General features: G+C 60.0%; 12 protein-coding genes and 1 tRNA gene. 3 read left to right on the top strand and 10 right to left on the bottom strand.

Going from position 1 to position 12,706, the window contains the following annotated elements:
- The first annotated feature begins 283 nt into the window (after window positions 1-283).
- Window positions 284-826 (top strand): hypothetical protein, encoded by a 543-nt coding sequence (locus AB7951_RS14055; protein ID WP_441255835.1) that lies wholly within the window; start codon window positions 284-286, stop codon window positions 824-826.
- A gap of 624 nt (window positions 827-1,450) precedes the next feature.
- Here AB7951_RS14055 and AB7951_RS14050 read toward each other — a convergent pair.
- Both AB7951_RS14050 and AB7951_RS14045 read right to left on the bottom strand, forming a co-directional pair.
- On the bottom strand, window positions 1,451-2,473 hold the full coding sequence (locus AB7951_RS14050) for a hypothetical protein (protein WP_439071672.1): 1,023 nt from the start codon (window positions 2,471-2,473) through the stop codon (window positions 1,451-1,453).
- A gap of 326 nt (window positions 2,474-2,799) precedes the next feature.
- Entirely contained in the window at window positions 2,800-3,381 is a 582-nt protein-coding gene (locus AB7951_RS14045) for a hypothetical protein (RefSeq protein ID WP_441255834.1), read from the bottom strand.
- A 567-nt stretch (window positions 3,382-3,948) separates the two neighbouring features.
- On the opposite strand from AB7951_RS14045, the gene AB7951_RS14040 reads away from it, so the two are divergent.
- Entirely contained in the window at window positions 3,949-4,335 is a 387-nt protein-coding gene (locus AB7951_RS14040; protein ID WP_439071674.1) for a hypothetical protein, read from the top strand.
- Window positions 4,336-4,480: 145 nt separating this feature from the next.
- Here AB7951_RS14040 and AB7951_RS14035 read toward each other — a convergent pair whose 3' ends face one another.
- Window positions 4,481-4,696 (bottom strand): hypothetical protein, encoded by a 216-nt coding sequence (locus AB7951_RS14035; RefSeq protein ID WP_068730943.1) that lies wholly within the window; start codon window positions 4,694-4,696, stop codon window positions 4,481-4,483.
- Window positions 4,697-5,040: 344 nt separating this feature from the next.
- On the opposite strand from AB7951_RS14035, the gene AB7951_RS14030 reads away from it, so the two are divergent.
- On the top strand, window positions 5,041-5,280 hold the full coding sequence (locus AB7951_RS14030) for a BrnA antitoxin family protein (RefSeq protein WP_068730761.1): 240 nt from the start codon (window positions 5,041-5,043) through the stop codon (window positions 5,278-5,280).
- A gap of 22 nt (window positions 5,281-5,302) precedes the next feature.
- Here AB7951_RS14030 and AB7951_RS14025 read toward each other — a convergent pair whose 3' ends face one another.
- The 7 genes from AB7951_RS14025 to AB7951_RS13995 all read right to left on the bottom strand — a co-directional run bounded on the left by AB7951_RS14025 (window position 5,303) and on the right by AB7951_RS13995 (window position 12,632).
- Window positions 5,303-6,733, bottom strand: a complete 1,431-nt coding sequence (locus AB7951_RS14025; RefSeq protein ID WP_439061585.1) for a caspase family protein — start codon at window positions 6,731-6,733, stop codon at window positions 5,303-5,305.
- A 130-nt stretch (window positions 6,734-6,863) separates the two neighbouring features.
- Window positions 6,864-7,742 carry a DMT family transporter gene (locus tag AB7951_RS14020; RefSeq protein ID WP_120289853.1) on the bottom strand — a complete coding sequence of 293 codons (879 nt, stop codon included), beginning with the start codon at window positions 7,740-7,742 and terminating at the stop codon, window positions 6,864-6,866.
- 223 nt (window positions 7,743-7,965) lie between these two features.
- Entirely contained in the window at window positions 7,966-8,463 is a 498-nt protein-coding gene (locus AB7951_RS14015; protein ID WP_120289851.1) for a hypothetical protein, read from the bottom strand.
- 22 nt (window positions 8,464-8,485) lie between these two features.
- On the bottom strand, window positions 8,486-8,845 hold the full coding sequence (locus AB7951_RS14010) for a hypothetical protein (RefSeq protein ID WP_068730757.1): 360 nt from the start codon (window positions 8,843-8,845) through the stop codon (window positions 8,486-8,488).
- Between the two features lie 190 nt (window positions 8,846-9,035).
- Entirely contained in the window at window positions 9,036-9,623 is a 588-nt protein-coding gene (locus AB7951_RS14005; protein WP_120289849.1) for a formyltransferase family protein, read from the bottom strand.
- A 73-nt stretch (window positions 9,624-9,696) separates the two neighbouring features.
- Window positions 9,697-9,771 (bottom strand) — tRNA-Lys (locus AB7951_RS14000).
- 191 nt (window positions 9,772-9,962) lie between these two features.
- On the bottom strand, window positions 9,963-12,632 hold the full coding sequence (locus AB7951_RS13995) for a glycosyltransferase (RefSeq protein WP_120289847.1): 2,670 nt from the start codon (window positions 12,630-12,632) through the stop codon (window positions 9,963-9,965).
- Between the last annotated feature and the right edge of the window lie 74 nt (window positions 12,633-12,706).

The raw sequence follows: 12,706 nt of genomic DNA, 5'->3' as shown, positions 1-12,706 counted from the left end.
TCGAGCGATTTCAGCGGCCTACGACATGGGTGCCACAAGGACGAGAGCCTATTTATATGCCGAATTGCCGTTGAAACCTGCACATAGCCGCGGTCGCTACTGCTTTAGCATTTCAACCTTTGCCTCTGCCTGACGAATGGCAGCGATGTTGCGAGCAGTGAGGAAATGCCGTGACCGGCTGGAAGCGCATGAAGGCCGGTTACAAGAAGGTCGGCATCTACCTCAACAGCCAGGCGGCCGTCCGGGCCGATAAGCGGATGTGAGAGGGCAAGGGCGCCCGATAATGTTCGCGTTCTCGAACGACCCGTTCAAACCTCTCACTGAGGTTGAACGGGCTTTTGCTAGGGCCAAGCTCCAGGAGCGGGAGGACGTGAAACCATTCGTGCTGCCGGAAGGTGCGAGAGAACAGCTTTCAACCGTGCCGGAGCACTGTGGCCCTCGATACATTCATAGGGCGCCGGTCCGAGAAGGTGCGGTCTACAGCGAGGAGTTCATGCGCCGGCTTTTCCGGAACGTGCTGCCCGCCGATAGGTGCGACGATTTCGCAAAGCAACTAAATCTCAATTTACGTATTATAAGCGCTTATTGGGTGATGGGGTTGCGTATGCGTACGGTCATTCTCGGTATCGTATTGCTGTGGGCAGGGCAGGCGTCCGCCCAACCCATCCTCGCCCGTGAGCCGCTCACCCTGAACCCTTTCGCCGTGGTCTACGTCCAGAGCAGCACCTGTGGCTTCGGCAAGGTGATGAAGGTCGTCGGCTCCTTGAGAGGCGTGCAGCGCAAACGAACCTGCGTGTCCGTAATCTCCGCCCATGCAGAATTCTAATCCGTCTCGCCTGAGGATTGCCCCGATTGCTGTGCTGGCTGCTTGGCTCATTGCCGTGGCCGCTGTGGGCATTTTTCTGATAAGACTATAAGCCTCATATTTCCGCCCGAATCTAATAGGAATATTTGTCGGTGCCTTGCGAGATCCAGCAGTTTTCTGTCTGAGATAAAACCGCCGTCGGTTTTTAGACCGGAGTAAGTTTCCGCTAGGCCGGAAGGGTTTTCCGGAAATCCGGACGAGAGAGCGAATAGGTGTGGGTAGGGATTGGCGATTTTCGGACGATCTTTGTCCCCGGTCGGACAATGGATGCTGGCAAAGTATCCATCAGATTTGGATGACTTTGCCATTTCTGGAAGCATCCATTGGGTAGGATTGTCGCGTTGGCTATTTGGCAAAGAGAATTTGCACCTTTTCAAAGCGGGCTGTGGGATCAAAGGCGATGCGGAAGTTACCCCTGATAAGGCCGGGCCTGGGCGAGCTGCTCGATCACGTCCCGGTGCTGGTGAAGGCCTACGGGAAGTGGCCAAGCTACATGTACCTGTTCGTGATGTCGCTATGGACCCCTTTACTGGTTACGGCGGCTTCATGGCTGGCTTGGAGGGGCTGGCGTTAGATTCGCATATGTCACCAGTCGGCTCGGTCGTTTTTGGCAGTGAGCATCGAACGAGCGCCCCTATCAAATGCTCGCACCACCTTTCCGTAGGGCAGGTGGGCTGTTTCAGGAACACTGTCATCTAGTGACACGAGGTGTATGTTTTGGGGACTACGGTTGACCATGAGGGATGGAATCTCCCTCCATCCTTCGGCTTGAAGGTTGCCGCGGAGCGCGCGCCGCGTAGCATTGGTCAAGATGTCGACGAGCTCCAGTCCCGGTTCAGGAAGGAACGAGAAGCGGAGGCTCTCTGAAAGAACTTTACCGAGGTCTAAGGGAGGTGGTCCGTCAGGCTGCGGGTTCAAAACCCGCCTATGAAATTCGGATATCTCACGCATATGAAAGCGATCCATGTGGGAGTAGTCGCCGCACTTAATAGATGCCAAAGGGTTAACCGCAAATTTTGATTGAAGTGCGGGCTTAATGAACATCGACCACCATTTCTCCCACGGAGTAGGGACCTCGTTATCGCCTTTCGCATCTACCACCCAATGGAAGTTTGAAAGCTCTTTAGGTCTCCGCTGGCTGTAGTAAAGCGTCGAGTGTTCCAGGATCGTCCTCATTAGCTCGAAAATGAGGGCGCTTTGGATATTAAGTTGTTGGCTGTACCCTTCTAGCTCTTTACGAGCTTTCCACACAGTTTCGACTAGATTTGGGTGATGCTCCGTCGTGAGGCCGGCAGTCATCGCCTCGGCGCGAGCTGTTTGATTTTTGCGAAGCCCATCCTCGGTGTGAAGTCCGAGATCGATAGCGACGACTTCAAAGAGTACATGGTGGTGCCGGAGAATTGGCATCAGCTTAACAATGTCGGCCTCGCCTAGCGATTTCCCCTTCACCTCTCCGTCGTGCAGCGGAAAGTATCTTCTGACTCTCCGGTACTCACGCTCCAAACTTCGCAGGCGCGCGTCGGGTACAATAAGTGCTCCGATCGCTGAAATAGCGTTCGATTGCCCAATACCCGTAAAGGTTCCGGTTTCGTCGATGAAAATGTGCAAAAACGCTCTCAAGTCCTACCGGCACTTTATGCCTGGTGAGAACACGAGGTTAATGGGGAGGGACAGAGGGTGCAAGGCTGAGCGCATACGCCGGGAACGGGTTAGATTGCCACGCGTACCGATGCGTTGCTGTCGCGGCGAGAAACCGGCAAAACCGCCGCGTCCACCATCCCCATTATTGGATCGCGGCTGCTGAACTCGCCACCATGTGGTCGGCGACCGAAACCTAGGCAGCAACGTAGATCAATGGGAATTTGCGGAATCTGGTATCGGTACCGGTCCGGCATGATGCTGGAAGCCGGTGCCTGCACAAGTCTGTGACAGAATCACACGTCAGTGCGTTCAAGCTTAACGACGCGCAATGACCGCGAGACGGGATCGAATTCGAGACGGATGCGATGCGATAGCCCATCATAGGCATCAGTATGGTTCACGGAGGATGCGTCGCCTGGCCGCGATTGTTGGGAAGCTTCTGCGGCTGCATCGGTCATGGTGTGGAGCGGTTGCAACCATTCGTCCGGCTGAAGGGAATTCAGTTGGTCGTTCGTCACGGAGATGACGCCGCTGACAACACGCTGGGGAGCGCCGTTGATGGACAATTTCGAGGACTGATCGCCGGACGCGCGCAGCACCTGACGCCATTCGCCGGGTTTGAACGCGACGACGTCGAGCGCATCAACATCGTTCCAGTTTACACTGAAGACCTTTCGGCCATGATAGACGTCCAGGATTTGCTCGCCCATTGGCGCGCTTTGCATGATCTTCAGGTCGTTAACGTGATGCTGACGGGTCTTAATCTGCCTGTGCCTGTCCACCAGGATGACATTCATCCCGTGGCGATCGAGCAGCGTCAGCGCGATATCTCGCAACTCTCGGGCCTCATTCAAACGGGCGAGTGAAACTTTCACGGAAACTCCAGCGCCTTTTGGTCAACTGTTGGGGCTCTACTCTGCTTAATTAGACACCATCAAGTTTCAAATGGAACTGAGACAAGCCAAGGTTACCTTTTCGTTCATCCGCCCGCGGGAAGCGATATGAAAAGTGGCTGCGAGGCTCTGGAGATCCTGCGTCACTACTTTGCGCGCGCACAGCAGCGAACCGGCCACGGCGGCCGTGCCCGATAAGGGCGGACGCGAGCGCGGTCGACGATCCCTATTGCCAGGCAAGTCGGGGCGATCCCGGTGGCCGGGTCTCGTCAGAAAATCGCATCGGATTCACTGTTGGTTGCCTCCCTGGCTTAGCCGAGCTGCGGCCTCAAGCCCTGAGCGTAGGATGGAGTTGCGAAGGCATCGCATCTCCGCGGGCGACGATCCCAACAACGGACGACCAAATGAATTTGCGCGCTTTTGATTCAAATGCCGCTCAGTGCTTGAGCGGATCTACAACGTGCTCCGCGTATATCGGGCCGCACACTCCGTCGGCTTTGTCGCATGCGTGGCTTGCCAGCATGTTGGTGTCAGCAATGGGAGGACAACATGAGCTACCAAGACATCAGGATTGCCGGAGACATCGCAGAGGCGCTCGAAGCGTGGGTCGTGCGAGGGTACGGCAACGTGGTTGATCTCGAGGTGGGCGGGATCAACGAGGGTGACTTCGCAGCGGTCGGCTACGCTGCAGTAGCCAACGAGGGCGCCGTGGAAGCCGTGGTTCTTTTGATCCGGCATGATCCAGAAGGTGGTCCCGACCGCTACCGCGTTAAGGACGTGGCCGAGAGCGAGGGACCGGTCGTCGATTTTTGCCCGGAAAGAATCCTCGATCAGCTCACACCGACGGAAGACCATCTGGCCAATCATTGGCGCGAGCGATGCCGGGAGCGGGTGGGCCTACAGAGCGGGCGGCCTGCGTTTTCGCTGAATTCTTGAGAGTTCACGCCTTAAAGCCTGACGCCCTCGGCTAGCTTTGATTTCCAAAGTTTTCCGAAGCAAATCCAGCAATGGTCACCGCAGACGGTGCATCGTGGCCAAAAAAGTCATTGGATGGCCAAGTTAGAGTTTTTTCACAACAGCGCTAGTTGCAGACCGTCCGGCGAAAGGCGTGCTTGGTCACAAAACCATAGCCGCATGTATCGCAGGTCCAGAGATAGCTGACGACGTCATCGGTGAGAAAGGCCGACGCCTCGGCAGCAATCATCGAGTCGGCACAAACGGGGCAGGTCGGAAGATCGCTGCCACGCGGCGCGGGATGGGACGTTTTGGTCGTACGGACTTCAGCTGATGCTGACATCGTGACCTCCTTCGTCGTCTCATCGGACATGACACGATCCTAATCCGATTTGTTTGACCGTGTCGCAACACAAATGCGTTGCTTTGAAGTTTTTTAAGTCAGCGCATGTTTGCGCCGCAGCGCGGTCACCTTTGTGCAATGCCACGTGCGTCACGGAGAATGCGCCTGTTACGATGAATGACATTTGTAAAATTTGCTGACATTGCCGGTCGTGCAGCAGAGGCGAGTAGCCGCCATACCGCGCCCTTGTGTGGCCGCATCTTTAGCGACACCGCGGAAGCGATTGTGCAGCCGCTCAGCGGGCGCTATCTGTCGATGGCAATGTTGGAAGGAATCTGACCGAGATGGCACAGCCCCCGCGACGCCCGCGCACGCTCCAGGATGCCCGTACCGAGGCGGAGGCGGCGTTCAAGAAGACGACCACCAAACCGGTCGAGGCACCGGTCGCCAAGGCAGCCGTTCCCGGCGTGCGCGAACTGGTGTCGCTGCGGATCGATCAGGACGTGCTGGAATATTTTCAGCAGGACGGACCGGGCTGGCAGGACCGCATGAACGACGCGCTGCGCAAGGCGGCAGGCAAGTAAGCTGCCGCTTTAGGTAGCGGGCCTAGCGGTTGAGGAAGCCGCCAACCACGCCGCCGATGAACCGGCCGGGACCGGCGGGATCGATGGCCGGGGCGGGGGCGGGCGCAGCCTGGCGCCGGACCACGGGCGCTTCCTCATAGGTCTGCTGTTGTACCTGGCGGCGCACCGGCTTCGGTGCGGGTGCCGGTTCCTCCTTCAGCGCGACGACCTCGGTGAGCAGTGCGGCATGCTGCACCTTGTTGAGATAGCCCGACGTCGGGTAACCGCGTGCCGCCTGCCACCGCGTGATCACGCCACGGGTCCCGGCATCGAAGCTGCCGGTCGCCTGGGTGTCGAAGCCAAGGCCATTGAGGCGGCGCTGCACGTCGCGCCGCTTGACCTTGTCGAGGCCGATCTTGTCCTCGGTGAGCTGGTTGGCTTCCTCGGTAAACACGGCCTTGTCGACGCCCGGCGCAGCGGTACGCGGCGCGGTGGCGGCTTCCTGTAGCGCGGCGATACGGGCGAGGGCGAGCGGCTTGAACTGGCCGTTCGGGTACATCGAGATGTAGGCGTTCAGTTCCTCCGGCCGGTTGGAGTCCTTGATCGAGCGCCAGAACTCAAGCTCGACATCGGAGCCGGCGGTGGCCGCCGCGGGCATGGTGGCGGTGGGGCTGGCCGCGGCAACGGCGACCTGCGCCTGCACGTCCGGATTGAGATAGACTGCGCCGATCAGATTGGTGTGGCCCCAGGGCAGCTGGCCTTTGTTGGTTTCGTCCTGCACCTGTGCGCGCACTTTCGTCATCGCCTGCTGGATCTCGGCGCCGGGCGTGGTGATGTTGTTGAGCAGCGCGCGGGTAAACGGGCTGTTGCTTCCACTCTTGCCGTCGAGGGCGGTCTGGCCGGGGCTGGTGGCGAATGCGATCAGTGTGCCTTCGCCGGATTTCATCTCCGCAAGGCCGGACGACACCGCGACGCTGCGCGTGGCAGATCCGCTGGAGCGGATCTTGGCGGCAAACGGATTGTCGCGGCAGGCATCGAGGAATACCAGCTTCACCTTGGCATCGCCCATGGTCTGGTCGAGGGTGGTCTCGACATTGATCGCTGCGCCGAGCTTGACGTCCATCTCCGACTTCAGATTGGCATCGATCGGCAAAAGGTAGTTGATGTTGTTCACCGAGATACCGTGGCCGGCATAGAAGAACACCGCGACATCGGCGCCCTGCGCCTTGCGGCCGAAGTCGAGCAGCTTTTCGGTCATGCCGTCGCGCGTCAGGTTCGATCCTTCGATGACGTCGAAGCCGACATTGCGTAGCGCGCTGGCCATGGCCTTCGCGTCGATCGGCGGGTTCGGCAACGGATCGACATTCTTGTAGCTGCCATTGCCAACGACGAAAGCGACGCGCTTGTCGGCAAGCGCTACATCCGCGCTGAACAGGATGGACAGCGCAGACAGGGCAAAAGCGAAATGGCGCACGATACGATCTCCCCCACGAATCCGGTCATTCGACCCTAGACACATTGGGAAAAGTACCAATTGCGGGCGTGCGCCAAAATGTCGAGACACGCACTCGGAGAATAAAATCGAAAAAGGGGAACCCGATGCGTCAGGCAGTCGCACGGATAGGCGGTCGATCGGTACTGAGCAGGTTCAGCGTGTTGCCGGCGAGAATGAGAGCTGCGCCGAGCAGTGTGAACATGTCGAGCCGTTCAGAGTATAGTAACCATCCGATGGTGGCACTGAGTGGTACGCGCAGAAAGTCCATCGGCACGACCACCGTCGCATCGGCATAGAGCATCGCGCGCGCCATGCAGAAGTGAGAAAACGTCCCGCAGAAGGCGACCACGACAAGCCAGCCCCAGACATAGGCCGATGGCCACTGCCAGGAGTATAGCGCGGGGAAAACGCCGGCCACCGACTGCACCACGATCATCCAGAAGATGATCTTCAGCGCGCTGTCCGTGCGCGTCAGTGACTTGATCAATGTGATCGAGATGCCGAAGCCGAATGCGGCGGCTAGCGCAATCAGCTGACCGGGATTGACGACGCCCGTGGTCGGGCGAACGATGACGATCACGCCGATCAGGCCGAGCACGATGGCGACGATCTTCCAGAGTGTCATGCGCTCGCCGAGAAAGAACGCCGCCATGATCGCAATCCAGATCGGCATGGTGAACTCGATGGAGACGAGCTGGCTCAGGGGAATGAGCGTGAGTGCATAGAACCAGCCGAGCTGCGCGCCGTAATGCACGAGGTTGCGCGACACATGCGCCAGCGGCCGCGTGGTCTTCATGGCGCGAAAGCCGCCGTTGAAATACAGGATCGGCAACAGCATGACGAAGCCGAAGACGGAGCGGATCTCCATCACCTGGAAGACATTGAGTTCGCGCAGCGTCTCGCGACCGCCGATGGCGACGAACAGCATCAGAAGCAGCCAGCCGGACATCCACAGCGCGGCGCGGGCCTTCGACGGGGGGCGATCCATAATCCCTGGGAACCAGTTTCTTGCGCTGCAATGATTCACGCAGCGGTGTCAGCCTTACGAACTGGCTCTATCGGCGACATCGCCGGGCTTTGCAACGGACGAATCCGGTGGGGCTGCGTTGCGGGCGGGTGGTCCCGGACGCTCTTCGGCAGAGGCATGGAAGCAAAACAAAACCCCGGTTGTTTGAAACAACCGGGGTTCGAATTCCAAACATGCGGAACGATCAGCTGCGGCTGAGCGAAATGCTGGCGCCCCTGAACTGGCCTTCGGAGGTGATCGAGACCTGCTGCTTGTTGCCGGTCGTCGTCAGGATCAGCTTCGCGCTGAAGGCTGGCGAGGAAACGTCAACATTGAACTTGCCGGCGGTTGCGCGGCCCTCAAGCGAGCCTGTCACGCCGCGGGTCGTCTCAGCCCAGCTGCCAGACAGCTCGCCGCCTTTAGCCTTCACGTCGCTCTTCAGCTCGAACTTGTAGCTGTCGCTGGCGCAGAGCAGGGACTGATTCAGTCCCGCGCCGTCGCCGCTCACGGCATAGGTCGCCTTGCAGCGAATGCGCTCCTTGGAGCCGTCCTCGAGCGAGATCGTCCCGTTACCCGACCATACTCCGGCCATACCGGCGAACGGCGCTGACTGGGCATATGCCGACGCGGACGTCAGACCGAGCGCCGCGCAGAGCACCGCGGTCCGAACGAGCGAACGCGGAGAGGTCGAGGTAGGCATCATGGGGAGCATTCCTGGTTGGGGATTACTGACGCGAAGCTTCCCACCGACCGCTGCAGGGGACGCCGCCCGAGGCGCCGTTCCACTTGCCCGATCCGGTGTTGCCGGACAACTGGCCGTTGGCGAAAGCAGGTCCGATCGACACGCGCACGGTGCCTTCGCGGCCAACCTTGCCGTTGACGTCGGCGCCGGGCGCAGTGATGCGGCCTTCGGTGACGGTCAACGGATAGCGAGCTGTCGGCTCGCAGCTGCCGGTCTTGGTAACGATGGTCACATTCCAGAGCCCGTCATAGGCATTGTCGGCTGCGAATGAAGGAGCCGAAATCAACGCTGCGCTGGCAATCAGCGAAACGGACAAGGCGGAACGGATGCGGTCAAAACGCATTGAATCAAATCCTCGATGTTGTGATGGCCACCTTATTGGGGGGTAATGTGTCTAAAATTTGCTGCGTTGCCGCATAGACCCAAAACAACTCACGGGATGCAAGCCGCGACGGGCGAATTGGTTCCCTTTATTGACAGATTTGGTTGATTCGGGCGGGTTCCGGCGCCTTTTTAACCAGTTTTGGAGGCTTCTAGGCCAGTTTTGGCGCATTGGTCGCGAATTGCTCGTCCTGGTAGGTTGCGGGCAAACGCTTGTGGACAGTCGCGAAGTCCACGACCTCGCCGAGCAGCTTGAGGCCCAGCGGCGCCAACGCGCGCTCCCAAAGTTCGCGAGCGGTTTCGCCTTTTTTCACGAAGCACCATTCCTGCGCGGCGATGGCGCCACCGTCCATGACATCGGCAAGGTGATAGATGGTGCCGCCGGCGATCGGATCGCCTTCCTTGATGGTCCATTCCACGGCAGCGATGCCACGGTGACGGGGCAACAGTGACGGATGGTAGCCAATGCCGCCAAGGCTGGCTGCGGCGAGCGCATCCTTGCCGATGCGGGCGTGGCTGTGCGCCGTGATGATCAGCTCGGTGCCCTCGGCGATCTCGGAGGCCACGACGAGCTTCGGATTGGCCTGGACTGTCACCGGGATGCCGGCAACCTTGGCGGCTGCGGCGAGACGGTCCTCGGCATCTGCAACCACCACGGACGCGATCTCGACGTTGTGGGTCTTCAGCATATCGAGGGTCGTGACGCCGAAGTGTTTGGAGCCGACGAGGGTAATCCGCATGTTCGATTGTCCGGTGTTCAGAGGCTGAGGATGGTGTGAAAACCGGAAGTTCCGGCGTGGCTCATTGCGGCGATGGTGGGCGGGGAGGGGATCGAACCCTCGACCAGTCGATTAAAAGTCGAATGCTCTACCACTGAGCTACCCGCCCTAAAGTGCCGTATTGACGAAGCTAAACGGAGGAAACCGACCCTTGCGGGGCGCGGTGAGGCCGGTCAGCCACGGCCGCGATGGCGCCCGCAATGCAGCGTATCGCGTGACCGGCTGTGTAAAAGGCGGGTCCGCCGGGGTCAAGGGCAGGGCTCGATGTTATGGACATGAACCGCGCCCCATTGGCGCGGTTCAGCTTGCTTCGCGCTGGGCCTCGGGACGGGACACGTCGATCGGCGGCATCGCCACCGGGCGAAGGCCGATCAGCTCGGCCGTGCGAACCGTCGTGTTGCGCCACCACTGGAAGTCATTGGCGCGCGAATTCTCCAGGATGGCAATCATCACCGCCGACAGGAACGGCAGGCTCTGCAGCACCAGCACGCCGGCGAAGATGTAGATCTCGGTGACCTGCTTGGAGTTGTTGGAGAACACCAGCACGCCGCAGCTGATCAGCAGAAGCACTCCGATCACGGCTTCCCAGAACGCCTGGAATTCGATCGACATGGTCGACTTGCCGCCCTTGGAGGTCACGGTGAAGGGCAGGTGATCCTTGATCAGGCCATCGGCGACGGCGCGCGACACGGTCCACTGCACCGACATGGCGGCGATCATCGCGCCCAGCATCTGCCACAGGCCGATCTTCACGCGCAGCCGGTACAAGACGATGAAGTGCGCCAGCGACACCACGAATGACGCGATGATCGGCAGCGTCAGGATCTTGTCGGGGATGGCGATATCGGCGAAGGCGATGATCGGCACCCAGATGATGTTGAGGATCGCCACCACGACGCCGAGGCTTTCGGCGCCGAGCCAGTTCAGCCAGCCCATGCCGAATTCGCGCTTCTGGTCCTGGGTCATGCGGCTCGCGCCCGGCATGAAACGGCGCCAGTGCTTCTTGATGATCTGGAAGCCGCCATAGGCCCAGCGATGACGCTGTTTCTTGAACGCCTCATAGGTGTCCGGCAGCACGCCGTAGCCGTAACGTTCCTTCGTGTAATGCGTCAGCCAGCCATGCTGCATGATGGCGAGGCCGAGATCCGAGTCCTCGCAGATGGTGTCGCCGGCCCAGCCGCCCGCCATGTCCATCGCGGAGCGACGAATGAGGCACATGGTGCCATGGACGATGATCGCATTGGCCTCGTTGCGCTGGACCATGCCGATGTCGAAGAACCCGGCATATTCGCCGTTCATGATGTAGTGCATCAGTGAACGGTCGCCGTCGCGGTGGTCCTGCGGCGCCTGCACGAGGCCGACACGCGGATCGTTGAAGGCTGGGACGAGATCCTTCAGCCAATTCGGCTCCACCACATAGTCGGCGTCGATGATGCCGATCACTTCGGCATCCGCCGCGGTGCGGTCCATGGCGATGCGCAGGGCGCCGGCCTTGAAGCCCTCGACCTTCTCCGCATTGATGAAGATGAAACGCTCGCCGAGCATGCGGCAATGATCCTGGATCGGCTGCCAATAGGCCGGATCCGGCGTGTTGTTGATGATCACCACGCATTCGAAATTCGGATAGTCGAGCCGGGCAACCGCATCCAACGTCAGCTTCAGCATGTCCGGCTGTTCGCGATAGGCCGGAATGTGGATCGAGACCTTCGGGTATTTCTGCTCGGCGTCTGCAGCGGCACGCAGCTTTTCGCTGCGTTCGGCTGTCAGCAGCCGCAATGGCTTCCGGCCGAAGGCGATGGCCGCAATCTCCTCGATGCGCGCCAATGCGATCAGGAGCAGCGGGATCAGCAGGATGCAGCCGAGTGAGAGGGCGAAGGCCGATCCCCAGACGAAATAGTGGGTCTGCTGATAGGCGAAGATGGTTGCTGCCCAGGCGCCAACGGCATTGGCTGCGGTCGAGAGCACGAGAGCCTGCATCGCTGTCGCGCCAACGATCTGCAGGATCGGCAGCGACAGCAGGATGCCAACCAGAAGCGCAATACTGGCGTTCTTCCAGTGGTCCGGATCCACGACCGGACCGGTCCATGGGAATTTCGGTTCCCGCGAGGCGTTGAGAACGCCCCAATAGGGGCCGACGCCGCCTTCGAAGAATTTCCAGGGCTGATCGATGGCTTCGACGATGTTGTAGTCCATGCCGATCGCTTCGGCGCGGGTCACGAAGTTGCGCAGCACGACGGCCTGCTTGAACGGGCCGGGCACGGCCCTGCGCAGATTGTAGCCTTCGCTCGGCCAGCCGAATTCGGCGATCACAATACGCTTGCCGGGAAAGGTCTCGCGCAGCACTCCGTAGAGATGAACGGCCTGGTCGACGGCCTGGGTGTCGGTGAAATTTTCCCAATAGGGCAGGATGTGCGCGGCGATGAAGTCCACCGACGAGGCGAGCTGCGGATTGTCGCGCCAGATGTTCCAGATTTCACCGGTCGTGACGGGAACCGTGACCTGGCGCTTTACCCGGCGGATATATTCGACGAGGTCCTCGAGCTTGAGTTCATCGCGATACAGCGTTTCGTTGCCGACCACGATGCCGATGACGTTCGGGTTCTTCTTCGCCAGCTCAACGGCGGAGGCAATTTCACGCTCGTTGCGATCCGCGTTCTTGTCGATCCAGGCGCCGACGGTGACCTTGAGGCCGAACTCGTTGGCGATGGCGGGTACCATTTCCACACCGCCGGTCGACGAATACAGACGGATGGCACGGGTGATGGTCGACAGCTTCTTGAGGTCGGCGCGAATCTTCTCGACGGTCGGAATGTTGTCCACGTCGGGATGCGCCGTGCCCTCGAACGGCGCATAGGAGAGGCTGGGAATCATGCCCTTGAAATCGGGAGCTTCCTGCTTCTCGCGCAATACGCCCCATAGGGCGGCATGAACGGCGGTCACGAACAATAAAACGGCGACGACAGCGCGCATCGCAACTGAACCATAACGGGGCGAGCGTGGCCGGGAAGCGGACCCGTCCCCGAGGTCCGACCAGTACAACGGTA

Source organism: Tardiphaga sp. 285_C5_N1_2 (assembly GCF_052076065.1).
GTDB classification, from domain to species: Bacteria; Pseudomonadota; Alphaproteobacteria; order Rhizobiales; family Xanthobacteraceae; genus Tardiphaga; species Tardiphaga robiniae.
The sequence above is the reverse complement of the archived record's forward strand: the minus strand, read 5'-3'. Positions and strand labels throughout refer to the sequence as shown.